General features: G+C 74.2%; 17 protein-coding genes. 11 read left to right on the forward strand and 6 right to left on the reverse strand.

Annotated features, from left to right (window positions below; genetic code table 11):
• Nucleotides 1–65 precede the first annotated feature (65 nt).
• Together ACZ4M8_RS01595 and ACZ4M8_RS01600 are read right to left on the reverse strand one after the other, a co-directional pair.
• Nucleotides 66–1007, reverse strand: coding sequence for an SDR family oxidoreductase (locus tag ACZ4M8_RS01595; RefSeq protein ID WP_467602430.1), 942 nt, complete (start codon nt 1005–1007; stop codon nt 66–68).
• A gap of 188 nt (nt 1008–1195) precedes the next feature.
• Complete coding sequence (locus ACZ4M8_RS01600; protein ID WP_467602432.1) at nt 1196–3109, reverse strand: hypothetical protein; 1914 nt, start codon at nt 3107–3109, stop codon at nt 1196–1198.
• Nucleotides 3110–3376: 267 nt separating this feature from the next.
• Between ACZ4M8_RS01600 and ACZ4M8_RS01605 the strand changes: the two genes are divergently transcribed.
• The 3 genes from ACZ4M8_RS01605 to ACZ4M8_RS01615 all read left to right on the forward strand — a co-directional run bounded on the left by ACZ4M8_RS01605 (nt 3377) and on the right by ACZ4M8_RS01615 (nt 6464).
• Complete coding sequence (locus tag ACZ4M8_RS01605) at nt 3377–3895, forward strand: DUF4240 domain-containing protein (RefSeq protein WP_467602434.1); 519 nt, start codon at nt 3377–3379, stop codon at nt 3893–3895.
• Nucleotides 3896–3946: 51 nt separating this feature from the next.
• A complete protein-coding gene (locus ACZ4M8_RS01610; protein ID WP_467602435.1) occupies nt 3947–4828 on the forward strand; it encodes a TIGR01777 family oxidoreductase in 882 nt (293 codons plus the stop codon).
• A 346-nt stretch (nt 4829–5174) separates the two neighbouring features.
• A complete protein-coding gene (locus ACZ4M8_RS01615) occupies nt 5175–6464 on the forward strand; it encodes an FAD-dependent oxidoreductase (RefSeq protein ID WP_467602437.1) in 1290 nt (429 codons plus the stop codon).
• Nucleotides 6465–6588: 124 nt separating this feature from the next.
• Here the strand turns inward: ACZ4M8_RS01615 and ACZ4M8_RS01620 are convergent, their stop codons facing one another.
• Nucleotides 6589–8043 carry a regulator gene (locus ACZ4M8_RS01620; protein WP_467602439.1) on the reverse strand — a complete coding sequence of 485 codons (1455 nt, stop codon included), beginning with the start codon at nt 8041–8043 and terminating at the stop codon, nt 6589–6591.
• Between the two features lie 395 nt (nt 8044–8438).
• Between ACZ4M8_RS01620 and lipB the strand changes: the two genes are divergently transcribed.
• The 4 genes from lipB (at nt 8439) to ACZ4M8_RS01640 (ending at nt 11465) form a co-directional block, all read left to right on the forward strand.
• On the forward strand, nt 8439–9269 hold the full coding sequence (gene lipB, locus ACZ4M8_RS01625; RefSeq protein ID WP_467602441.1) for a lipoyl(octanoyl) transferase LipB: 831 nt from the start codon (nt 8439–8441) through the stop codon (nt 9267–9269).
• A gap of 125 nt (nt 9270–9394) precedes the next feature.
• A complete protein-coding gene (gene lipA / locus ACZ4M8_RS01630; protein ID WP_450959591.1) occupies nt 9395–10345 on the forward strand; it encodes a lipoyl synthase in 951 nt (316 codons plus the stop codon).
• A 201-nt stretch (nt 10346–10546) separates the two neighbouring features.
• Nucleotides 10547–10762 (forward strand): SCO2195 family GlnR-regulated protein, encoded by a 216-nt coding sequence (locus ACZ4M8_RS01635; RefSeq protein WP_399092026.1) that lies wholly within the window; start codon nt 10547–10549, stop codon nt 10760–10762.
• Between the two features lie 10 nt (nt 10763–10772).
• Complete coding sequence (locus tag ACZ4M8_RS01640) at nt 10773–11465, forward strand: DUF4191 domain-containing protein (protein ID WP_467602443.1); 693 nt, start codon at nt 10773–10775, stop codon at nt 11463–11465.
• 373 nt (nt 11466–11838) lie between these two features.
• Here ACZ4M8_RS01640 and ACZ4M8_RS01645 read toward each other — a convergent pair whose 3' ends face one another.
• Entirely contained in the window at nt 11839–12306 is a 468-nt protein-coding gene (locus tag ACZ4M8_RS01645) for an RDD family protein (RefSeq protein WP_467602445.1), read from the reverse strand.
• Between the two features lie 244 nt (nt 12307–12550).
• On the opposite strand from ACZ4M8_RS01645, the gene glnA reads away from it, so the two are divergent.
• Entirely contained in the window at nt 12551–13960 is a 1410-nt protein-coding gene (gene glnA / locus ACZ4M8_RS01650; RefSeq protein ID WP_467602447.1) for a type I glutamate--ammonia ligase, read from the forward strand.
• Between the two features lie 466 nt (nt 13961–14426).
• Here the strand turns inward: glnA and ACZ4M8_RS01655 are convergent, their stop codons facing one another.
• Nucleotides 14427–17687 (reverse strand): AfsR/SARP family transcriptional regulator, encoded by a 3261-nt coding sequence (locus tag ACZ4M8_RS01655; protein WP_467602448.1) that lies wholly within the window; start codon nt 17685–17687, stop codon nt 14427–14429.
• 333 nt (nt 17688–18020) lie between these two features.
• Here ACZ4M8_RS01655 and ACZ4M8_RS01660 point away from each other — a divergent pair, with 333 nt between their 5' ends.
• A complete protein-coding gene (locus ACZ4M8_RS01660) occupies nt 18021–19286 on the forward strand; it encodes a hypothetical protein (protein WP_467602450.1) in 1266 nt (421 codons plus the stop codon).
• A complete protein-coding gene (locus ACZ4M8_RS01665) occupies nt 19283–19819 on the forward strand; it encodes a hypothetical protein (RefSeq protein WP_467602451.1) in 537 nt (178 codons plus the stop codon). The genes ACZ4M8_RS01660 and ACZ4M8_RS01665 overlap by 4 nt, the downstream gene beginning before the upstream one ends.
• On the opposite strand, the gene ACZ4M8_RS01670 is transcribed toward ACZ4M8_RS01665, so the two are convergent.
• On the reverse strand, nt 19744–21885 hold the full coding sequence (locus ACZ4M8_RS01670; protein WP_467602453.1) for an ATP-binding protein: 2142 nt from the start codon (nt 21883–21885) through the stop codon (nt 19744–19746). The two genes, ACZ4M8_RS01665 and ACZ4M8_RS01670, sit on opposite strands and share 76 nt — an antisense overlap.
• A gap of 178 nt (nt 21886–22063) precedes the next feature.
• Here ACZ4M8_RS01670 and ACZ4M8_RS01675 point away from each other — a divergent pair, with 178 nt between their 5' ends.
• Nucleotides 22064–22924 carry an Fpg/Nei family DNA glycosylase gene (locus ACZ4M8_RS01675; protein ID WP_467602454.1) on the forward strand — a complete coding sequence of 287 codons (861 nt, stop codon included), beginning with the start codon at nt 22064–22066 and terminating at the stop codon, nt 22922–22924.
• Nucleotides 22925–23026: the final 102 nt, after the last annotated feature.

The following is a 23026-nucleotide window of genomic DNA, read 5'->3' on the forward strand; positions in this document are numbered from 1 at the left end:
GCGGCAGGCGTCCGGGCCGGTCCGCGGGCCCGGGGCCGCCCCGCGCCCGGACCGCCGGCGCCCCCCTACCGGTACTCCTCCGCCGTGCCCTTCTCCCCTCCGAGCACCACGTTCTCGAAGTAGCCGAAGCCGTCGGGGCGGGAGCCGTCGGTGTCGGTGAAGCCGTAGACCTTGGCGAGCCCGCCGCTGGAGAGCGACTGTCCGGTGAAGCGGGCGCGGTCGGGATCGGCGGCGAGGGCGGCGACGGCGCGGCCGACGAACACCGGTGATTCGGCCACCGCGAAGTGCGGCTCCTGGGCGACGGCGTCCCGCCAGTTCTCCTCGGAGACGCCGAAGTGGTCGAGCATCTCCTCGGAGCGCAGGAAGCCGGGGGTGAGCGAGACGACCGTCGTGCCGTACGGCTCCGTCTCGGCGGCGAGGCCGAACGCCATGCGGTGCGGGGCGTTCTTGGCGAGGTCGAAGCAGAGGTTGCCGCGGTAGGCGCGGTTGAAGGCGGCGGTGCCGTCGGTCATGTCGACCAGCAGTCCGCCGGGGCGGCGCAGCAGCAGCGGCAGCGCGTGGTGGCTGGTGACGAGGTGGGTCTCGACGCCCAGGCGGAGCATCCGCAGGCCGTCGGCGAGGTCCAGCTCCCACAGCGGGGTGTCGAACCTCAGCAGGTGGTCGCCGCCCCAGACGCTGTTGACCAGGATGTCCAGCCGCCCCTGCTCCCGGTCGACACGGGCGACGAGTTCGGCGACCTGCTCCGGTACGAGGTGGTCGCAGGGGACCGCGACACCGGTGCCGCCCGCGGCGGTGATCCGTTCCGCGGTGCCCTCGATCGTCTCGCCGGGGCGCCCCACCTCGCTGACGTGATCCCGGGTGGTGCGGCCGGTGACGTACACGACCGCGCCGGCCCGGCCCAGTTCCACGGCCATCGCCCGGCCCGCGCCCCGGGTCGCCCCGGCCACCAGCGCGACCCGCCCCGCCAGGGGCCCCGTGTCCGCCGCGCCGTTCCGTTCCGTCGTCATCCCTGCCACTCCTCGCCGCGTGTGCGCTGTTCCGTACACGGCGACCGTGCCAGCGATACCCGACATCTTCTGTCAGGTACCGCCGGGACCTGCGGAATTTCCCTCCGGGCGCCCGCGTACGCACGGTGGACGGCGGACGGGGGCGGGCCGCCCGGCCAAGACCCGCGCGGGGCGGCCCGCCCGGCGCCTCACGGCCGCAGCGCGTGCAGCAGCCCGCCGGAGCGCAGCACCCCGGCGACCCGGACCGGTGCGTTCGCCGGGACGGCGGCGGCGATCGTGGTGGCGCGGGTGGTGCGGTGCACCGCGCCGGTGAGGTCGAGACCGCGCACCACGGGGCTGCCCGCCGCGAGCAGGTACCAGTGGCCGGAGGCGGCGCGCCAGCGGGCCGCGCCGACGACCGCCCGGCCGTACGGGCCGCACGCGGCGGTGTCCCGGGCCCGGCCGACGATCCGGGCGGGCCGGCCGGGCCGGACCGGGCCGGGGTCGAACTGCACGGTGACCCGGCCCGGTCCGCGCCAGGTGTCGGCGCGGCTGCACACCCAGTCGGCGGTGGCGCCGTCCTCCGGCAGCCGCTGGCGGGCGTAGACCCAGTTGTTCACGGACCGGACGCCGGCGCCCCGCTCCCGGCGCAGCGAGCAGGCGGTGCGGGCCCAGCTCAGCAGCGCCGCGCGGCCGGTCGCCTCGGCGGGCGGCGCGGCGACCGGCCCGCCGTTCCCGGCCGGGCCGTACGTCAGGTGGACGGGGGTGAGATCGCCGAGGTCGGTCAGCAGGAAGCTGTGCCGGTCCGTGATCCGCGCCGAGGAGTGCAGGCGCGCCACCGGCCACCGCCCGCAGACGGCGCCGTCCGCGGGCGGTGTCGGGATGCGGTCGGTGACACCGTCCGGGGCGACGTGCAGCACCTTCTCGGGGGCGCCGGGGCGCAGCAGGTCGCGGGTGGTGGTGTCGGTGATCCACGGGGCGATGAGGTAGCGCATCCACCCGGTGCCGCGGCCGATCACCAGCGCCCCGGAGGTCCTCAGATCGGCGTCGTCGACGCGGGCGAACTCCAGCTCCGGCGGGGCCCCTTCGGGCTCGGCGTACCGCACCAGCCGGTCGCCGTCGTGCAGCACGACCACCGTCACGCCGTCGATCACCCCGGCGTAGAGCAGCCGGGGCGGCTGGTCCGGCGGCCGGGTGGAGGTGCCGTGGGCGGCGGTGACGCGGACATCGGCGTCGGGGTCGCCCCAGACCCGCAGGGCGCGCCCGAGGAGCGCGGTGTCCCCGGCGTACTCGCCCCGCGGCGACCAGGCGGTGAAGTCCACCCGGGAGGTGTCGGCCCAGGCGTCGTCGGGGGCGCGGACCAGGTGCTCGGGGGCCGTCACCTGCCGGGCCCGGACGGCGGCCGGGTCGGGCCGGGCGGGCGGCGTGGCGGCGTCCGTCCCGCCGACGGCGGTGAGGAGCGCCGCACCGGCCGTCAGGACGGCGGCGGTGGCGATCGCGACCCGCCGGCCCTGGCGGCGCCGGAGCAGGTCGGTGGGGCGGGCCTGGACGGTGCAGGGGTCGAACTCGCCGGAGTTCAGCAGGGCGGCGGTCCCCGGGCCGAGGTCGCGGACGAGGTCGGCGGCGGCGCGCTGCGCGGCGGCCGGGTCGGCGACGCCCGCCGCGTCGAGGACCCGGGCGGCCTCGTCCTCGTCCAGTTCCTCCAGATGTCCCAGGGCGACGGCGGCGCGGGCGGGGGCGGAGAGCGCGGAGAGCGCCTGGTCCAGGGCGAGTTCGTCGGCGCCGCCGGCCCGCGGGAAGAGCCGCAGCCCCCACACCAGCGGCAGCGGTGAGCGCCAGCGCGGCGGTTTCGCCTGGGCGAGCGCCAGTTCCAGGACGCGCGCGCGGACGAGCGGATAGCCCGGTTCGGGCCGGGGGCCGCGCTGGCCGGGCAGCACGGCGCGGGCCCGTTCGCGTCCGGTGGACGGCAGGGCCCGCTGGACGATGCCGTGGGCGGCCAGCACCCGGCGGTGGCGGCCCATCGCGGGCGGCAGGACGAGGTGGGCGAGGCGTACCAGACGCGGGTAGTGCTCGACGATGGCCGCCTCGGCCCGCTCGACATCGGCGCGGGTTCGTTCGTCCATGGGCATGGCGTGGAAGCGCCCTTCAGGGATGGGGTCTGCCGATCGGGTACCGGAAGGTGCCGGGGGTTGCCAGCCTTCCAACGAGTGATTCTTGCACCGGTCACCCCGCCGTTGATCAACAACTCCGGGACCCGCTGCGCGCGTACCGCCGCATCCGGGGCATTCCTCCCGCGCCCGGTCCCGGCCACCGGACGAACGCCGCCGCGCGGGTGGCGGCGGGCCGCTCCACATGCGTGCGCCTGCGTCAGGCCCGATGCTGGAGCGGTGATGGACGAGACGGAGTTCTGGGAGCTGATCGACGCCTCCCGCGCGGCGGCCGGAGGCGATCCGGTCGACCACGCCGACGAGCTGACCGAGCGGCTGCTGGGCCGCTACCCGGAATCCGTCCTGGACTTCGCCCGCCACTTCGAGGCCCGCTACCACCGCGCGTACACCTGGGACCTGTGGGCCGCGGCGGCGGTGTTGCTGGACGGCGCGAGCGACGACGTCTTCGACGCGTTCCGCTGCTGGCTGATCGGCCAGGGCCGGGAGATCTTCGAGGGCGCCCTGCACGACCCCGACGAACTCGCCGTGCTCCTCGACGAGTTCGACGAGGAGACGGACGGCGACGGCGAGGAGCTGGGGTACGCCGCCGACGACTCCTACGAGCAGCTGACCGGCGCGGAGCTGCCGGACCTCGGTCTGCCGCCGCAGTCCGCCGAACCGCTGGGCACGTACGTCGACGTCGACGACGACGCGGCCCTGGCGGCCCGGCTGCCCCGCCTGTGGGAGCGCTTCCGCGGCTAGCGCAGCGCGGCACCCGCCCCGGGGCGGGTGCCCGGCGGGCAGTATGGCGCCATGCGGATCGCGATCACCGGCTCGACCGGTCTCATCGGCTCAGCTCTCGTCCGGTCGCTGCGGGCCGACGGGCACACCCCCGTACGGCTGGTGCGGCGGCCGCCCGCGGCACCCGACGAGGTGCGCTGGGATCCACGGCGTCAGGAGGTGGACGCCGCCGGGCTCGCCGGGTGCGAGGCGGTGGTGCATCTGGCGGGCGCGGGCGTCGGCGGCCACCGCTGGACCGCCGCGTACAAGCGCGAGATCCACGACAGCCGGGTGCGCGGCACCGCCACCGTCGCCACGGCCCTGGCCGCGCTGGAGGCCCCGCCCCGGGTCTTCGTCTGCGCGAGCGCCATCGGCTACTACGGCGACACCGGCGCCCGGCGCACCGACGAGACGGCCCCGGCCGGCGAGGGCTTCCTGCCCGGGGTCTGCGTCGACTGGGAGGACGCGGCGGCCCCCGCCGAGGAGGCCGGCATCCGGACGGCCTTCGCCCGCACCGGCCTGGTGGTGGCCCGCTCGGGCGGCGCCTGGGGACGGCTGTTCCCGCTGTTCCGGCTGGGTCTGGGCGGCCGGCTGGGCGACGGCGGCCAGTACTGGAGCTTCATCTCGCTGCACGACCACATCGCCGCGCTGCGCCATCTGATCGACGGCGACCTCGCCGGACCGGTCAACCTCAGCGCCCCGGAGCCGGTGACCAACCGTGAGGTGACGGCCGCGATGGGCCGGGTGCTGCACCGCCCGACACCGTTCCCGGTACCGGCCGCGGCCCTGAGACTGGTCCTCGGTGAGTTCGCCGGAGACGTCCTCGGCAGCCAGCGGGTGATCCCCCGCCGCCTCCTGGACGACGGCTTCACCTTCGCCCACCCCGGCATCGATCAGGCGATCCGGGCGGCTTGAGGGGGCGTCGCGGAGCGGGGCCGGGGGACGCCCGGCCCCGTACGGGCGGCCACGGTCCGGGGCGGCGGACCTGTGGCAGCCGTGGACGGGCGGGACGCTCGGCTCTCCGGCCCCCGTGCGGGCGGCGGCGCGCCTCCGCCCCGCCCCGTCCGCCTGCTCCCGCGTCCCCGGGGCCGCGCCCCCGTCCCGGCGGCGGTCGTGGCCCCGGCGCGCGGTCCGCTCCGACGCGCCCCGCGCGATCCCTGGCCGCCCGGCGCGGGCCGTCCCTACCGTGCCTGGACACATCATCCGGCGTCCCGTGTACCGGCCCGGTGCGGGCGGGCGGGACCGATCTGAGGAGGGGCTCGTGCAGCGCACCTCACCGGCCGTGGACGCGGTCATCGTGGGGGCCGGCCCCGCGGGGCTGGCCGCCGCCCGTCAACTGACCGCCGCCGGGCTGACGGTCACCGTGCTGGAGGCCGCGGAGCGGATCGGCGGGCGGTCGGCCACCGACGACGTCGACGGCTTCCGCCTGGACCACGGCGGCAGGCCGCTCGTCGCCACACCCGGCCTGCTGCGCACCCCAGGTCTGGAGGCGCTGAAGCTCTGCCGGTTCGCCCCGTGGATCGGGCTGCACAACGGGCGGCGCGCCCAGCGGGTCAGCGCACTGCGGAGCACAAGGGGCGCACTCGCCGCAGCGCGCGCCCTTTCGCGCACCGACCGGCATCCGGAGCGCCCCCAGGACCGGCGGATGGACCGCCTCGGCGACCGTACGGCCCCCGACCGCCCGGCGGCCGACGCGCTGTCCGGCCGCCCGGCCTTCGCACCGCGCGCCCACGACGCGTTCCTGCGGCCGCTGCTCGGCGTCCTGCTGGGCGATCCGCGGCTGGGCGGCTCCAGCCGCGGCGCCGCGCTGGCCCTGCGGGCGTTCGCCGAGGGACGGCTCTGCCTGCCCGCCGGGGGCGCCGCCGCGCTGCCCGCCGCGCTCGCCGCGGGCCTGCCGCCCGGCACCGTCCGCACCGGCGTCCGCGTCACCTCCGTCGCCACCACCTCCGTCACCACCGCCGACCACGGCGAGGTGCGCTGCCGCGCGGTGGTGGTCGCGACCGGCGCCCGGGACGCGGCGGCGCTGCTGCCGGGGCTGCGGGTCCCGCCGTTCCACCCGGCGACGGTGCTGCACCACACCACCCCGCCCGGCCACGGCCCGCGGCCGGCGGGCCCGCGCGAGACGCCGCTGCTGCTGACCACGCAGTCGCCGCTGGCCTGCAGCTACGCGGCCGGAGCCATCGACCCCTCCCGCGTCCCGGCGGGCCGCACCCTGCTGACGACGGTGGTGCTCGGCGCCCCCGCCGCCCTGCCCGCCGCCGCCCTGGACGCGGCGGTCCGCCCGCAGCTCGCCCGGGTCCACGGCACCGCCACCACCGACTGGGAACTGCTGGCCGTGCGGCACACCCCGGCGGCGATCCCCGCGATGCCCGCGCCGCACGACCCGGAGCGGCCGGTCCGGGTGCTCGCCGGGCTGTACGTGTGCGGCGACCACCGCGGCATCAGCACCGTCCAGGGCGCCCTGGACTCCGGCCGCCGCGCCGCCCGCGCCCTCCTGACCGACCTCGGCCTGCCCGCCACCGAACCGGCCGCCCTGCACACGGCCGCCTGACCCGACCGGCCCGCACCACCCCGAGGGCGTGCGGGCCGGTCGCCCAAGAACCGGAAAACGCGGACGGCCCGCACCGCCGTGAGCGCGGTGCGGGCCGTCCGGCCCGGCGGGAGACCCCGCCGGCTCACCCCAGGGCCGCCACCCGGTCCCGGTACCCCCGCACCGGCGCCGCGTCGCGGTACGGCTCCAGCCGCCGCTCGAACTCGGCGACGTACTCATGGGCGCGCACCGAGCGCATGTCGGCCGCCTGGAGCGCCGCCTCCGCGCCGAGCGAGCACGCCTGCTCCAGCTCGCCCAGGGCCAGCCGGGAGGTGGCCAGCACCACCCGGCAGAAGAGGCGGCTGCGGGCGAAACCCGGCGCCCGCAGCTCCAGGGAGCGCTCGGCGTGCTGGGCGGCGGCCCGGAACTGCCGCAGGTCACGGTGGCAGTGCGCCAGTTCGTCGGCGAGCTGCGCCGCGTCGAAGAAGCGCGCCCAGTGCGGCGTCTCGTCACCGGGCCGGGCGACCTCCAGCGCCCGCTCGGAGCGCGACAGCGCCGCCGTGCAGGCCCGCACCTCGCCCAGCACGCCGTGGCCGCGCGCCTCCGCCGCGTGCATCAGCGCCAGCACCGCGGGCGGCGCCGCGCCCCCGACGCCCTGCTGCGCCACCCGCGCCAGCTGCACCGCCTCCCGGCCGTGCCCGAGATAGACCGCCTGCCGGCTCATCGTGACCAGCACGTACGAGCCGTACGCGCGGTCCCCCGCCGCCTGCGCCAGCCGCAGCGCCTGCACGAAGTACCGCTGCGCCAGCCCGTGCGCCACGATGTCGTACGACGTCCAGCCGGCCAGCCGGGTCAGATCGGCGGCCGCCGCGAAGAGCTTGCGGCCGGTCGTCTCGCCGTACGTGCCGCGCAGCATCGGCTCGGCCTCGTGCTCCAGATAGCGCACCAGGGCCTGGCGGGCGTGGCCGCCGCCGTAGGCGTGGTCCAGGGCGCGGAACAGCTCGCCGACCGAGCGCAGCGCCGCGATGTCCCCGGCGGTGACGCGGGCGCCGCCGACCCGGTCGAGATGGTCGGTGCGGCGCTGGCGGGGTACCGCGATCCGGCCCTGGAGCGGGACCCGGCCGGTGCCGTCGGGGGCCAGTTCGCCGCGGGCCACCCGTTCGTCGGGGCGGCCGATGAGCCAGTCCCGGCTGGGCACCACAAGACCGGCCGGGGTGAAGGCGATCTTGCGCAGCTCGGCGTGGCTGCCGGAGTCCTTGCGCCACAGCCCGCTGACGATGTCGACGGCCTCGGTGGGCGTCGCGGCGAATTCGAGTCCGGCGTAGACGGGCGCGCAGGCGTCCAGGCCGAGGTCCTGGGCCGACAGGCGGCGGCCCAGCTTGCGGGTGAAGACCTCGGCGATCAGGGCCGGGGTGGTGCCGCGGGGCTGCTGGCCGCGCAGCCAGCGGGTCACGGAGGTCTTGTCGTAGCGCAGGTCGAGGCCGTGCTCGATGCCGAGCTGGTCGACGCGCCTGGCGAGTCCGGCGTTGGAGAACCCTGCCTCGGCGATGAGGGCGGCCAGTCGGCGGTTGGGCGTGCGGTGCGGGGGTCGTTCCGTCATCAGCTTTACCGGTCTCCTGCCTTCCGGGCCGGGCCGCCGGGCCCGGCTGACCCTGTCCGGCACGCTCGTCGCCCTTGTGGAACGGCGCGAATGTAACGGCCTTCCGGCCTCTTCTGGCCGCCTGAGCACCGCGTTCATCCGATCGTGTGAGCAGGGAGCATGCACTCCACGGCGAGGTTCACCCGGCTCACGCCCCCGCCTTCCCTACCCGTGGGCCGGTTTTCTGCCGGTCCGTCCCGCCGGGGTCCCCCGGCCACCGGCCACCGGACCCCGCGGCCGTACAGTGGCCTGGGCGCGAAGTGGCATCGGACATGCAGCCACCGCATCGAACGGATGCGGCGGAACTGCATCGAACGTCGCAGCACGCTGCGACAGAAGTGCGAAGAGGAGCTGCCGTGACTGCGATCTCTCGGGGGGACACCCCCGCACCCGAGGGGCTGCGCTTTGTGCACCTGGGCTTCGGGGCCGACGCCGTGCCGTACGAGGCGGCGTGGCAGGAACAGCGCCGGGTGCACGCCGCCCGGTTCGCCGACGAGGTCCCCGACACCTGCCTGCTGCTGGAGCACCAGCCCGTCTACACCGCCGGCCGCCGCACCGCCGACGACGAACGCCCGCTGGACGGCACCCCCGTCATCGACGTGGACCGCGGCGGCAAGATCACCTGGCACGGACCGGGCCAGCTGGTGGGCTACCCGATCCAGAAGCTGCCGCGCCCGGTCGACGTCGTCGCACACGTCCGCCGCCTGGAGGAGGCGCTGATCCGGGTCTGCGCGGACTTCGGCATCGAGGGCACCCGTGTCGAGGGCCGCAGCGGGGTGTGGGTGCTCGGCGACCCGGTCGAGCAGCGCCCGTCGCTCGGCGGCCTCCAGCTCGATCTCGCCCCGCAGACCGGCGAGGACGGCGAGGACGACGAGATGTACGACGCGCGGCTGCGCGGCCCCGAGTACGCGCCGTCCAACGCCGGGCAGCGCGGTGAGGACCGCAAACTCGCCGCGATCGGCATCCGCGTCGCCAAGGGCGTCACGATGCACGGCTTCGCGCTGAACGTGAACCCGGACAACACCTCGTTCGACAAGATCGTGCCGTGCGGCATCCGGGACGCCGGGGTCGCCTCGCTCTCCGGCGAGCTGGGCCGCGAGATCACCATCGCCGAGGTGCTCCCCTCGGTGGAGAAGCATCTGCGGGACGTCCTGGAGGGCGCGGAGCTCCTCCCCCGCGCGGTCTGAGCACCGTCAAGGAATGCCGGCCTCGTATCCAGGGTTGGCGAGCACGTAAAGACGTGCGAAATACCGGGCGTACCCTGGTGTACGCCGCTGAATCGAATGCCGCGATAGCAGAAAGGGGCGCCGACGTGTCCGCTGTCGCACCCGACGGACGCAAGATGCTGCGCCTGGAGGTCCGGAACAGCCAGACCCCCATCGAGCGCAAGCCCGAGTGGATCAAGACCCGGGCGAAGATGGGCCCCGAGTACAACCATCTGCAGGGCCTGGTGAAGAGCGAGGGTCTGCACACGGTCTGCCAGGAGGCGGGCTGCCCCAACATCTTCGAATGCTGGGAGGACCGCGAGGCGACCTTCCTCATCGGCGGCGACCAGTGCACCCGGCGCTGTGACTTCTGCCAGATCGACACCGGCAAGCCGCAGGCGCTCGACCGCGACGAGCCGCGCCGCGTCGCCGAGTCCGTGCGGACCATGGAGCTGCGCTACGCCACCATCACCGGCGTCGCCCGCGACGACCTGGAGGACGGCGGCGCCTGGCTCTACGCCGAGACGGTCCGCCAGATCCACGCCGCGATGCCGGACACCGGCGTCGAGCTGCTGATCCCCGACTTCAACGCCGACCCCGACCAGCTGGCCGAGGTCTTCTCGTCCCGCCCCGAGGTGCTGGCGCACAACGTCGAGACGGTCCCGCGGATCTTCAAGCGCATCCGCCCCGGCTTCCGCTACGAGCGTTCCCTCAAGGTCATCACCGAGGCGCGCGCGGCCGGGCTGGTCACCAAGTCCAACCTGATCCTGGGCATGGGCGAGACCCGCGAGGAGATCAGCGAGGCGCTCCAGGACCTCTACGACGCGGGCTGCGAGCTGATCACGATCACCCAGTACCTGCGGCCCTCCGTGCGCCACCACCCCATCGAGCGGTGGGTCAAGCCCGCGGAGTTCGTGGAGCTGAAGGAGGAGGCCGAGGAGATCGGCTACGCCGGCGTCATGTCCGGTCCGCTGGTCCGCTCCTCGTACCGCGCGGGCCGGCTGTACCAGCAGGCGATCGAGCGTCGCGAGGTCGAAGCCTCCACTCAGGCGGTCTGAGCCGCCCCGGCGTGCCGCTTTGTGAAAACTGGCACATGCTGAAGAGGACGCGGCCCGCACTCCCCCAGGCCGGGGGCGCGCGGGCCGTTTTCTCGTCGCTCCCGGGTGTGACTCGCGGGTCATCCGCCGGAAACACCCGCCGGTGACGATGGCCCCACGCACCGCGTCCGTCCCGCCGACCTCCCGAGGGAGACCGCCACCATGCAGGCCGCGCCGCTCCGCGCCACCGCACGTCCCGTCCCGTCCGTCACCGGCGCGCTCCGCGCCGTCGAGGCGCTGCTGCTCGGCGGCGGGCAGCGCACCGCCCGTCGCAACGCCTGGAACTCGGTCCTGGAGGACCGCCGCCGGGCCGGCGAACGGCAGGAGGCGCAGGACGTACTGGAGGCCGCGGCGACCCGTCGTCCGCGGGCCACGTAAACTTCTTGGTATGGCGAGGAAGGCAAACACAGACGGCGCTGGCGCCGGCACCCCCGGGCGGCTGAAGCAGATCGCCCAGACCTACAAGATGACCCGTCGGGTCGACTCCAAGGTCGGTCTTGTCGTCGCCGGCGTGGGCATCGTCGTGTTCGGCGTTCTCCTCGCCGTCGGCTTCGCGATCGGCCACCCCGTCTACGCGGGCATCCTGGGCTTCGTCCTGGCCTTCCTCGCGATGGCGATCGTCTTCGGACGCCGCGCCGAGCGGGCGGCCTTCGGGCAGATGGAGGGCCAGCCGGGCGCGGCCGCCGCGGTGCTGGAGAACGTCCGCGGCTGGACGGTCACCCCCGCGGTGGCGATGAACCGCAACCAGGACGTGGTGCACCGCGCCGTCGGCAAGGCGGGCATCGTGCTGGTCGGCGAGGGCAACCCGAACCGGCTGCGCGGGCTGCTGGCCGCCGAGAAGAAGCGGATGGCCCGTACGGTCGCCGACGCGCCCGTCCACGATTTCGTGATCGGTGAGGGCGAGGACCAGGTCCCGCTGAAGAAGCTCCGCACCCGGCTGATGAAGCTGCCCCGGGTCCTGCCCGGCGCGCAGGTCACCGCGGTCAACGACCGGCTGCGCGCCCTCGGCGACCTGATGAGCAACATGCCGGTGCCGAAGGGCCCCGTGAACATGCGTCCGCCCCGCGGCAAGATGCGCTGAGCGTCCCACCCGGCCGGGCCGCCCGCCCGGCCCGCCTCCCCCACCGACCACGACGCCCCGGAGCCTTCACGGCTCCGGGGCGTTCCGTATGGGGTATGCGGGCGGGCCAGGAGCGTGGCGTACGGCGCGTTCCCGGCGGAACCGTGGCCGTCGTACGGCGTTCCCCGGATCCGCGGGCGTGCGGAGACCCGTGACCGTACGGCGTTCCGACGCTCGCCGGTGCCGAACGCCGGGACGGCCTTTCCGCCGGCGCGCGGTGAGGGTACGGTGCCCGCAGGGCAGCCGGTCACGGAACGTGACATCACAGCCACGCTGTTTCGTATACGTAACGGATACGGGCGCCGGAACGGGCGGCGCACGGCCGCCCGGGGCGTCAGATGCGGACCTGTACCGCGCGGCTGAGGCGGTCGTGGAGACCGCGGCCGTCGCGGTCCCAGATGACCGCGGGGATGACGATCACCAGCAGGACGGTGCGGAGCACCACGCGCGGCAGCGAGAGGCGGCCGCCGCCCTCCGCGACGACCCGCAGCCCCAGCAGCCGCTTGCCGGGCGTGAAGCCGACGGTGCCGACGGTCAGGATGCTCAAGACCGCGAAGACGACCAGCGCCCAGTTGCTCGCCGACTGCGCGCGACCGCCGCTGAGCAGCCCGTACGCGATGAGCATGCACAGTGCCCAGTCGAGGAAGAGGGCGGCGAAGCGGCGTCCCGGACGGGCGATCGAGCCGGGGCCCTCCTCGGGCAGACCGAGCTGCGCACCGCGGTGGCCGAACTCGACGCCCATGTCCTCGGCGGCCGCGCGGGGGCCGGAGATCCACGATCCGATTGCTTGCCTGTTGTCCACCCGTCCACCGTACTGTGACCGCGCTTCTTCCCCGCCCGAGGGGCGCCGCCGAGCGGCCGGATACGCCATGACCAGGCATGATCGGAAGTGAGGCGGACCGCGCTCCGGTTAACCCCGACGAAACAAATGGGTCATGCTTGGGAAATCACGCCTGCCTATGGTCGGGCAAGCGCCACCCCGAAGGTCGCGCTCCGCGCATCAGCCCCGCGTCCGCCGACCGGTGACCGGGCAAGGAGGAGTAGGGATGTTCCAGAACGCCGACGACGTACAGAAATACCTCTCGGACGAGGACGTCAAGTTCATCGACGTGCGGTTCTGCGACCTGCCCGGTGTGATGCAGCACGTCACGATCCCGGCGAAGGCGTTCGACCCCGATGAGGAGCTGGCCTTCGACGGCTCCTCGATCCGCGGCTTCCAGGCGATCCACGAGTCGGACATGTCGCTCCGCGCCGACCTGTCGACGGCCCGCCTCGACCCGTTCCGCCGCGACAAGACGCTGAACATCAACTTCTTCATCCACGACCCGATCACCGGCGAGCAGTACAGCCGCGACCCGCGCAACATCGCCAAGAAGGCCGAGGCGTACCTCGCCTCCACCGGCATCGCCGACACCGCCTACTTCGGCCCCGAGGCGGAGTTCTACGTCTTCGACTCGGTGCGCTTCGACACCTCGGCGAACGCGTCCTTCTACCACATCGACGCCGAGTCCGGCGCGTGGAACACCGGTGCCGAGGAGAACAACCGCGGCTACAAGGTCCGCTACAAGGGCGGCTACTTCCCCGTCCCGCCGGTCGACCACCACGCCGACCTGCGCGCCGAGATGTCCCTGGAGCTGGAGGCCGCCGGCCTGCAGATCGAGCGCCAGCACCACGAGGTCGGCACCGGCGGCCAGGCGGAGATCAACTACAAGTTCAACACGCTGCTCGCCGCCGCCGACGACCTGATGCTCTTCAAGTACATCGTGAAGAACGTCGCCTGGCGCAACGGCAAGACCGCGACCTTCATGCCCAAGCCGATCTTCGGCGACAACGGCTCCGGCATGCACGTCCACCAGTCCCTGTGGCAGGGCGGCAACCCGCTCTTCTACGACGAGCAGGGCTACGCGGGCCTCTCCGACACCGCCCGCTACTACATCGGCGGCATCCTCAAGCACGCCCCGTCGCTGCTGGCCTTCACCAACCCGACGGTGAACTCCTACCACCGCCTGGTCCCCGGCTTCGAGGCCCCGGTCAACCTGGTCTACTCGCAGCGCAACCGTTCCGCCGCGATGCGCATCCCGATCACGGGCGCCAACCCCAAGGCCAAGCGCGTCGAGTTCCGCGCCCCGGACCCGTCGTCCAACCCCTACCTCGCGTTCTCCGCGCTCCTCCTCGCGGGCCTCGACGGCATCAAGAACAAGATCGAGCCGGCCGAGCCGATCGACAAGGACCTCTACGAGCTGGCTCCCGAGGAGCACGCGGGCGTCCAGCAGGTCCCCACCTCCCTCCCGGCCGTCCTCGACGCCCTCGAGGCCGACAACGAGTACCTCCAGCAGGGCGGCGTCTTCACCTCCGACCTGATCGAAACCTGGATCGACTACAAGCGCACCCACGAAATCGCCCCGATCCAGCTCCGCCCGCACCCGCACGAGTTCGAGCTTTACTACGACCTGTAAAGACACCGGTTCGGCAAGCCGCCGGCTGCGCCCTCCTGTCACGGAGGGTGCGGTCGGCGGCTTTTGCGTGGGCTGGACCCGGTCTGGGGAAATTCGAGATTTCCGCCTTTTCCTCAGCGGAAAACCCTGCTGGCATATGCCTGAAAAAGATGCCAGGGGCATCCCGTGACCCAATTAGAATTCGATCATGCGCTGGGGTACGTTATCGCCCCCGCTGGTGATCACGGACACATCTGAAATTTCCGTTTCCGGCGGGGTCCATGATGGGTTCACACCGAAAGACGGCCTATTTTGTTTCACATAACTTTCCGCGCTGCCGTGATCCGCTTCGCCTCGTGCGCCGCGTTCACGGTGGCACTGGCCGGCCTCGCGACGACTTCCGCGTCGGCCGCCGCGCCTGCCGCGACCATGCCCTACCGGGCGGCGCCCCTGTACCACTGCGATCAGGTGATGTGGTGACGGCGGTTCACCGGGTACCGGACCGCTGAGCCTTCGTCCCCGTCGGCTCCCGGACCGGTGCCCCTGGTTCGGGAGCCGGCAGGCTCTGCCGCCCGAGCAGGCGGCGGAGCGCGTCCGCCTCGGCGCGGGCGCCCAGCCGGTGGTAGGTCATCAGGGCCCGTTCCGCGTAGGGGCGGGCCGTTTCGCTGCCGTGGAGATTCAGGTGGGTGCGGGCCATTCCCGCCAGGGCGTGGGCGGCGTCGAGCGGGAAGTCGAATTCCCGCGCTATGCGGAGCGCGTCGTCATAGGTTTCCAGCGCCGCCTGCCATTCCCCGGCCAGACGGTGCGCATCGGCCCGGCCGACCATGGCGCGCTGCCGCTCGTAGACGTTGCCGAGGCGCAGAGCCAGGTCCTCCGCGGTGCGGAGGTGGCGCATCGCCTCTTCCGTCCGGCCGGTCGCGGCGTGCACCCGGCCCAGCCCGATCAGCGAGTTCATCTCCCCGACGGCGTCGCCGCGGGCGCGATTGCTGGACAGGGCCCGGCGGAAGAATGCCTGGGCCTGATCCACGTGATTCATCCCGAGATGGGCGTCACCCATGTTGTTGTCGAGGATTGCGGCCTCACGTCGCCCACCGAAGCGCTGGACCAGTTTCCGGGACTGTTCGTAATGGTGCAGGGCCTTCTCCCTTTTCCCCTCATGCATATGGATTTCACCCATGTTGTTGAGCGCTTTGGCCTGGCCGTGCAGATCACCCAGTCCGCGGTGGATGTCCAGCATCTCGACGAAGCAGCGCATCGCCCGCGGGTAGTCGGCGCTGAAGATCAGCGCGGCGCCCTGGACGTTGCAGCTCTCCGCCACGCCGTACCGGTCGCCGGTCGCCCGGTAGAGCTCCCGGGCGCGCTCCAGCGCGTGCCCGCAGTCGTCGCTGCGGCCGGCCGCCAGATGTGCCCGGCCGATCTGCAGGAAGGCGTCGGCGCGGCCGTGGTCGTCGCCGAGCGCCTCGAAGAGGGTGTGCGCCTCCACGGCGCAGCTCAGGGCCTGTACGTGGTCCGACTGGGCCAGGACGTCGGCGCGCGCCGCCAGGGACCGGGCCAGCGTGGCGCGGTCGTCGGTGCCACGCAGAACGGTGACGGCGGCGTCGAGCAGTTCGGCCGCCACCTCGCCCGTGCCCCACAGTTTGAGGGAGTGCACGAGGGTGAGCGGGAACAGGACGGCGAACTCCGGGAATTCGGCCGCCGCGGTGCGCGCCGCGGCCAGGAGGTTGGCGCGCTCGACGGTGAGCCAGACGGTGGCGCGGTCCGCGGCGCCGTCCCCGGGCGCGGTGAAGTCCGGGGCGTAGGGGGATTCCCGCTCCAGGGCCGGGGTTCGCGGCCATCCCGGGTGGGCGGAGCGCTCGGCGCGGTCGGCGGCCGTCAGGTAGTAGGAGAGGAGTCCGCTCAGCGCCTGGCGGCGCGCGTACCGGGGGATCTCCACGCGGCACAGGCGGCGCCCGAAGGCCCGTAAGAGGTCGTGGAGTTGGTAGCGGTCGCGTACGGGTTCCTCGATGAGGTGCCGGTCCAGCAGGTCGTCGGCGGCGCGGCGGATCTCGTCCGGCGCCGCGGCGCACAGGGCGGCCGCCGCGTCGACGGTGATGTCCGGTCCCGGGTGCAGCGCCATGTAGCGGAAGAGCCGTCGGGCCGCCGGACGCAGGTCGACGTAGGAGAGCTGGAGCGCCGCGGTGACGCGTTCGCCCATCTCGTCCAGGGGGTCATCGGCGCGGCTCAGGCGTTCGGCGATGTGCTCCAGGTCCCAGGTGTCCCGGTGCCGCAGCCGGCCGGCGAGGAGTTGCAGGGTGAGCGGGTGTCCCCCGCATATCTGCATGATCCGGCGGAGAGCCGCGTCGTCCGTGGAGCGCCCCCGTCCGGCCACCCGGGTGAAGAGGGCGGACGCCTCGGGGAGCGAGAGTTCGTCGAGCAGCAGGTGGGTGGCGCCGTCCAGTTCGGCCAGGCGGTTGCGGCTCGCCACGATCGCCCGGCAGCTCGCGGAGCCGGGGAGCAGCGGGACGATCTGGTCGGCGTCCCTGGCGTTGTCCAGCACGACGAGTATCCGGCGGTGGGCGGTCCACTCCCGCCAGCGGGCCGTCTGTTCGTCGAAGGTCTCCGGGAGCGGGTCGGGGTCTCCCGCGCTGCGCAGGAGGAAGGGCAGCGCCTCGGCGGGCTCGTAGGCCGGCTGGTCGCTGTAGGCGCGCAGGTCGACGTAGAGCAGGCCGTCCGGGTAGGCGGCGCGCAGGCGGTGGGCCGCGTGGATGACGAGGGCGGTCTTGCCCACACCGGGCATGCCGTGGACGACGGTCAGCGGCAGGGCGGTGGTGTGGCCCTCGTGCGGCGGGGCGGCGAGCAGGGACCGCAGTTCGACGGCGCGGCCGGTGAAGTCCTTGGTGTCGCGGGGCAGGGTGCTGCTCGGCCCGGGGCCGGGGGCCGGGCGCGCCTCGGGGACGGGGACGGGGACGGGGGCGGGGGCGCGGTCCGGCCGGGGTGCGGTGGGTGCGTCCAGCGCGGCGTCCTGCGTGAGGATGCGGCTCTGGAGGGTCCGCAGCTCCGTGCCGGGGTCGATGCCGAGGCGGTCGCCGAGGAGGCGCCGGGTGGTGGCGTACAGCTCCAAGGCCTCGCCGTCGCGGCCGCAGCGGTAGAGCGCCAGCATCAGGGCGGCGACGGCCCGCTGGGCCAGGGGGTTCTCCGCCACGAGGTCGCGGAGTTCGCCGATCAGGTCGGTGTGGCGGCCCAGTTCCAGTTCCAGGTGGATGCGTTCCTCCTGGAGGGAGCGGCGGTCCTCGGTCAGGCGGGCGCCCGCCGCCGCGGCCCAGGCTCCGGGGAATTCGGCGAGCGGGTCGCCGCGCCACAGCGCCTGGGCGCACCGCAGCCGGGCGACGGCCGCCTCCCGGTCACCGCGCGCCGCCGCGGCACGCGCCTCGGCGCGGATGCGCCGCAGGCGGTAGAGGTCGACGTCGTCGGTGTCCGCGACGCGGAGCCGGTAGCGCCGGGGGGAGACGAGGTCGATCCGGGCCCGGTCGCCCACCGCTTCGGCCAGCAGGGCACGCAGTCGCGACAGGTAGCTCTGCAAGGTGGCCACGGGGGTGTCGGGGACGTCGTCCTCGCCCCAGACGCGGTCGACGAGCGTCTCCACGCCCACCGGCTCCCCGTACGCGTACAGCAGGGAAGCCAGCACGTGGCGGGCCTTGGGAGAGCCGAGCGGCCACTGGTGGCCGTCGTGCCACAGTTCGAGCGGCCCCAGTAACAGAAGTTCCACCATCGCCCCCTGATGGTTCGCCTTCCCACCCCGGCCCGGAGGTCACCGGACGCCTGAGCGGGGTTCATCTCACTGTTGCCCGGAGCCGGAGGGACCGGAGGGGGTGGGCAGGGGCGCACCGTCGCGCCAGGGGCGCACATGCCGTCGGCGGCTCCTCCGTGGCGCTGACCGGCGGTTCAGGAACCGTACAAGGATTCTGCAGGCGCGGTGACAGCCCTGCCCCGCACCGTGGGAAGCGCGGCGGAAGGACCGCAGACGCGGGCCCGGCCACCGGGCCGGACGCCGCGGACACGGCACAGGGCCCGGTCAACCCGATGTGAACGTGGGGGAGTTCGAATGAACATGACGGTATCGGGATTCGAGTGGCGGCACGTCCCGCTGCGGCTGGACGTCGAGCGGTGGGCCACCCGCAGGGTGCGGAAGAAGATCCTGGCGGTGGTGCACACGGTCACCTCGGGGCAGCGGGTGCTGGACGCGGCGCGGTTGCTCGACGGTGACCCCAGGGTGCAGGTGATCTTCACGGTGGCACCCGATGTCTTCAGCCAGGGTGTGGACGCCTTCCTGGAGGGCACCCGGGCGCTGGTGCTGCCCTGGGCGCAGGCGGTGAGCTTCCCGTTCGACCTGGCGCTGGCGGCCAGCCACGGCGGCCTGCACGAACTGCACGCACCGGTGATCGTGCTGCCGCACGGGGTGGGGCACAACAAGCTCGTGTCGTCGCCGACCGGACACCTCGCCGCCGCGGCCGATCCGGCGAAGCGTGGCGTCTACGGGCTGAGCAGGCAGCGACTGGTGCGGGACGGAGCCGTCATCCCGTCGGCGATCGTGCTCTCCCACGCCGAGGAGCTGGCCAGGCTCGGCCGTGAGTGCCCGGAGGCGGTCCCGGTGGCCCATGTGGTGGGCGACCCGTGCCACGACCGGATCAGGGCGAGCATGCCGTCGCGGGCGCTGTACCGGAAGGCGCTGCGCACCGGGGCGCACCAGGAGCTGGTGCTCGCCTGCTCCACATGGGGGCCCCAGTCGCTGCTGGGCGAGGAGTGGGAGCTGCTGGAACGGCTGGCGGCGGACCTCCCGCGCGAGGAGTACAGCATCGCGCTGATGCTGCATCCGAACATCTGGAACGCGCACGGGGAGTGGCAGATCAAGAGCTGGCTGACCTGGCTCGGCCGCGCGGGCGTGCAGGTGATCAGCCAGTACTCGGACTGGTGCGGCGCGGTCGTCGCGTCCGACATCATCGTCGGGGACCACGGATCCGCCGCCCTCTACGGCACGATGACCGGCGCCCGGGTGCTGACCACGGGCTCGTCCGAGGTGGAGTTGGACCCGGGGTCCCCCATGGCGGAACTGCGCTCCTTCGCGCCCCGGCTGCGGGCCGACCGCCCGCTGCGGCGGCAGTTGCGGGCCCCGGCCGCGGCGGCACGGCCGGAGCTCTACGCCCGGGTGGCCGCCCGGCTCACCTCGGAGCCGGGCCGGTTCGCCCGCCGGATGCGGTCGCTGATCTACCGGACGCTGCGGCTGCGGGCGCCGGCCGCGAGGTTGGTACCGGAGATAGCGTCGCTGCCGGTCACCCTGGACTTCGGGGTCGCGGGCGGGGCGGAGACATGACGGCGCGGTGGCTGAGTGTCCACGGGCCCGGCCCCGGTGACGGCACGCTGCTCGCCGTGGCCGAGGAGACGCCCGTATCCGAGGCCGTGACGGCGGTGCGGACGACGGTGCGGCTGCGGTTGCCCGGCGGTGGGTGGGTGACCGATCACCATCTGCGGGTCGCACCTCCGGCGCCGCGCCCGTGGCCGCTGCTGGCCGATGTGCTGGTGATCGGGGCCTCTGAGCCGGCCAGGGAGACGTCCCCGGCTTCCGGGGCGGCCGTGCTGGCTCTCGTCCAGGGGCCCGCCAGGTGCCGTATGCGGTGCGCCCCGTGGCGGGACGGCTGGGTGGAGCTGGGCTCCGGGCACGCCGCCGTGGCGTCATGGGAGACCTGGGCCTCGCTGGCACACGCCTGGCTGGTGACCGGTCTGCCGGTGCGGGCGCTGGCCGGGGCGGCGGTGCGGGTGATCCCGGCCGGTCAACCGGCGGTGTCGAGCGCGCTCAGCCGGGCGCGTACCGCGTCGGCGCGTTCCGTGCGGTTCACTCCGGCGTAGAGGTCGAGCGCCTCCTCGTAGCGGGCCCTGGCCAAGGGGATCTCCCCCCGGCCCTCGGCGATCTCGGCCAGGGCTTCCAGGGTCCGTGCGATCTCGTAGCCGGCGTTGACGCCGCGGAGTTCGGTCAGCGCCTCGGAGAGCAGGTCCTCCGCCTCCCGCGCCGCACCGGCGAGCATCCGGGCCCGGCCCAGGAGAGTCGTCGCGCGGGCGGCGTTGTAGGTGTCGCCCGCCTCGCGCAGGGCGTCCCGCGCCGCCGCGGCGGCGTCCGCGGCCTCCTGGCGCCGGTCCGCGTCGAGGGCGATGCCCGCGGCGTTGAGACGGGCCAGAGCGCCGGCGCGCGGATCTCCGTGGCGGGGCAGTTCGGACGCGGCGCGGACGAACAGCGCCTCGGCCGCCGCCGTGTCGCCGCGGCGCTGGAGGGCGAGGCCGCGGTAGTTGAGCGTCCGGGCGTGCCCCAGGGCGTCGCCGTCCTCGGCCAGGATCTCCGCCGCCGCCTCGAACATGTCCAGGGCCCGGCCGTGCTCTCCGCGTCCCAGCTCGCCCAGACCTCCGGAGGTCAGCATCCTGGCCTGCGCCACGCGGTCCCCGTACTCCTCGGCCGCGGCCAGGCCCTCCGCGTGCACGGTGCGCCAGTGTTCGTAGTGTTTGCGGCGGGGGAAGAGCGGCCACATGGCATCGGCCAGTTGCCAGCAGAACCACGGGAAGCCGGTGGTTCTGACGCGCCGGACGACCGCGACGAGATCGGGCAGTTCCCGCTCCAGCCAGTCCAGCGCCGCCTGAGCGTCCCGGCTGCCGAACGGCGCGCAGTACACCTCCCGGGAGGCCGGGTCCCGTTCCAGGGCGGTCCGCCGCGGCTCGACGGCCTGCTCCGCGAGGGTGGCGAGGGCGAGGTAGTGACCGGCTGTACGGCGCAGCGCCCCGGCGCGTTCCGCCGCCGGTTCGTCCTCCTCGGCCCGCGCCAGGGCGTGCAGCCGTACGAGGTCGTGGAAGCGGTAGCGGCCCTCCCCCGTCTCGGTGAGCAGATGGGTGTCGTGGAGGACGTCCAGCAGCTCCGCGGCCTCGCCCGCCGTCACTCCGGTGGGGGCCAGCAGGGCCGCCGCGAGGCCGTTGTCGATGTGTCTTCCCGGGTGGGTGCCGAGCAGCCGGTAGAGCCGGGCGGCGTCCGGGGGCAGACCGCTGTAGGACAGGTCCAGGGCGGCCCGTACGCTGCGGTCCCCGTCGATGGCGAGGGCGGCGAGGCGTCCGCGTTCCTCGGACAGGGCCCCCACCATCACGGCGATGCTGCGACGCGGCCGGGCGGCCAGACGCGCGCCGACGAGCCGTACGGCGAGCGGGAGGCCGGCGCAGAGGCGGACCAGGGCACGGGCGTCGTCGGGGTCCTCGGCCACCCGGTGGTCCCCGAGCGTGTCCGCGAGCAGCGCGACGGCGTCGTCCGGTGCGAGCGGTTCGAGGTGGAGCTGCTGACCGCCTTCGAGGGTGAGACCGGTCAGGCGGGCGCGGCTGGTGACCAGGGTGACGCTGCCCCCGCCGGGGAGCAGCGGGCGGACGTGCGCCGCGCTCTCGGCGTCGTCGAGCAGCACCGCGACCGGGCGCCGGGAGGTCAGCGAGCGGTACAGCGCCGCGCGTTCGGCGAGGGCGTGCGGCACCTGCTGCGGTGCGACGCCGAGGCCGCGCAGGAAGCCGCTGAGTATCTCCGCCGGGTCGGCCGGCCCGCTCGGCGACCGCGCGCCCAGATCGGCGTAGAGCTGACCGCCGGACGGCGAGGGTCTCAGCGAGTGCAGCCAGTCCAGCGCGAGAGCGGTCTTGCCGACGCCGCCCAGGCCGCTGATGGCTGCCAGGAAAGGGTGTCCGCGGCGGGCGCAGCGATCGAGGTGGGAGGTCAGGAACAGCAGCTCGTCCGCGCGGTCGGTGAGCGGTGCGGTGGGAGGTAACTGCCTGGGCACCGGTGGGAGGGCGGCCCCCTGGCTCCCGATGTACACATCCCCGTGGATGATGCCTGCCTGCAGGCTCGGGCCCAGGACCTGCCCGCTGATGTCGTTGTGAACGCTCTGCTCGTCCACCGGCATGCGCCCCCTTCGCCCCGGCCGCCGGCTGCACCCGGACGGCTCCTGGATGAGTATGTCCGAGTACGCGGCGGACACTCGGCACCCGCGCGGGGGCCGTCGGCCCGTGCGGGCGGCCCCGCCCCGGCCGGACGGCGCTCCCGCCCGTGCCGGAGTCCCCCGATCGCGCCACACTGACCCCATGCCTGAATTGCCAGAAGTTGAGTCGCTCGTCCGGTATCTGCGGGGGCGGGTCGAAGGGAAGACCGTCGAGCGGGTGTTTCCGGTGGCGGTCAGTGTGCTGAAGACGTATGAGCCGGCGGTGACGGAGTTGGAGGGGGAGGTGTGCGGGGGCGTCGCGCGGTGGGGGAAGTTTCTGGATGTGGGGGTCGGGGGGTTGCGGTTGGTGATGCATCTGGGGCGGGCGGGGTGGGTGCGGTGGCGGGAGGAGGTGCCGGAGGGGGCGCCGCGGCCGGGGAAGGGGCCGTTGGCGCTGCGGGTGCGGCTGGCGGAGGGGGACGGGTTCGACGTGACGGAGGCGGGGACCCGTAAGCAGGTCGCGGTGTATGTGGTGCGGGACGCCCGGGAGGTGCCCGGGGTGGCGCGGCTGGGGCCCGATCCGCTGGACGCCGCGTTCACGCGGGAGGCGTTCGGGGCGGTGGTGAGCGGCGAGCGGCGGCAGATCAAGGGCGTACTGCGGGATCAGGGGGTGCTGGCCGGGATCGGGAACGCGTACTCGGACGAGATCCTGCACGTGGCGCGGATGTCGCCGTTCAAGGCGGCGGCGTCGCTGTCGGAGGAGGAGACCGATGTGCTGTACGCGGCGATCGGGTCGACGCTCGCGGACGCGGTGGCGCGCTCGGGCGGGCTGGAGCCGGGGAAGCTGAAGGCGGAGAAGAAGAGCGGGATGCGGGTGCACGGGCGGGCCGGCCAGGCGTGTCCGGTGTGCGGGGACACGGTGCGGGAGGTCGTGTACCGGGACCGGTCGATGCAGTACTGCCCGACGTGTCAGACGGGCGGGAAGATTCTGGCGGACCGGCGGATGTCGCGGTTGTTGAAGTGAGGAGGGGGGAGGGGGCGGCGGGCGCCGCGCGGTGCGGGCGGCGCCCGCCGGAAGGGCGACCGGCCGGCGGGCCTCCGGACGACGCGGGCGCCGCGCGGCGGA

Source organism: Streptomyces sp. NPDC027185 (assembly GCF_055567035.1).

Bases quoted from the DNA above. Each gene is read 5' to 3' on its own strand.
- ACZ4M8_RS01640 (WP_467602443.1), top strand. From the start codon at position 10,773: ATGGCGAGGAAGGCAAACACAGACGGCGCTGGCGCCGGCACCCCCGGG.
- ACZ4M8_RS01670 (WP_467602453.1), bottom strand. From the start codon at position 21,885: ATGCCGGTGGACGAGCAGAGCGTTCACAACGACATCAGCGGGCAGGTC.
- ACZ4M8_RS01675 (WP_467602454.1), top strand. From the start codon at position 22,064: ATGCCTGAATTGCCAGAAGTTGAGTCGCTCGTCCGGTATCTGCGGGGG.
- ACZ4M8_RS01600 (WP_467602432.1), bottom strand. From the start codon at position 3,109: ATGGACGAACGAACCCGCGCCGATGTCGAGCGGGCCGAGGCGGCCATC.
- ACZ4M8_RS01595 (WP_467602430.1), bottom strand. From the start codon at position 1,007: ATGACGACGGAACGGAACGGCGCGGCGGACACGGGGCCCCTGGCGGGG.
- ACZ4M8_RS01665 (WP_467602451.1), top strand. From the start codon at position 19,283: ATGACGGCGCGGTGGCTGAGTGTCCACGGGCCCGGCCCCGGTGACGGC.
- ACZ4M8_RS01605 (WP_467602434.1), top strand. From the start codon at position 3,377: ATGGACGAGACGGAGTTCTGGGAGCTGATCGACGCCTCCCGCGCGGCG.
- ACZ4M8_RS01660 (WP_467602450.1), top strand. From the start codon at position 18,021: ATGAACATGACGGTATCGGGATTCGAGTGGCGGCACGTCCCGCTGCGG.
- ACZ4M8_RS01655 (WP_467602448.1), bottom strand. From the start codon at position 17,687: ATGGTGGAACTTCTGTTACTGGGGCCGCTCGAACTGTGGCACGACGGC.
- glnA (WP_467602447.1), top strand. From the start codon at position 12,551: ATGTTCCAGAACGCCGACGACGTACAGAAATACCTCTCGGACGAGGAC.
- ACZ4M8_RS01620 (WP_467602439.1), bottom strand. From the start codon at position 8,043: ATGACGGAACGACCCCCGCACCGCACGCCCAACCGCCGACTGGCCGCC.
- ACZ4M8_RS01635 (WP_399092026.1), top strand. From the start codon at position 10,547: ATGCAGGCCGCGCCGCTCCGCGCCACCGCACGTCCCGTCCCGTCCGTC.
- ACZ4M8_RS01610 (WP_467602435.1), top strand. From the start codon at position 3,947: ATGCGGATCGCGATCACCGGCTCGACCGGTCTCATCGGCTCAGCTCTC.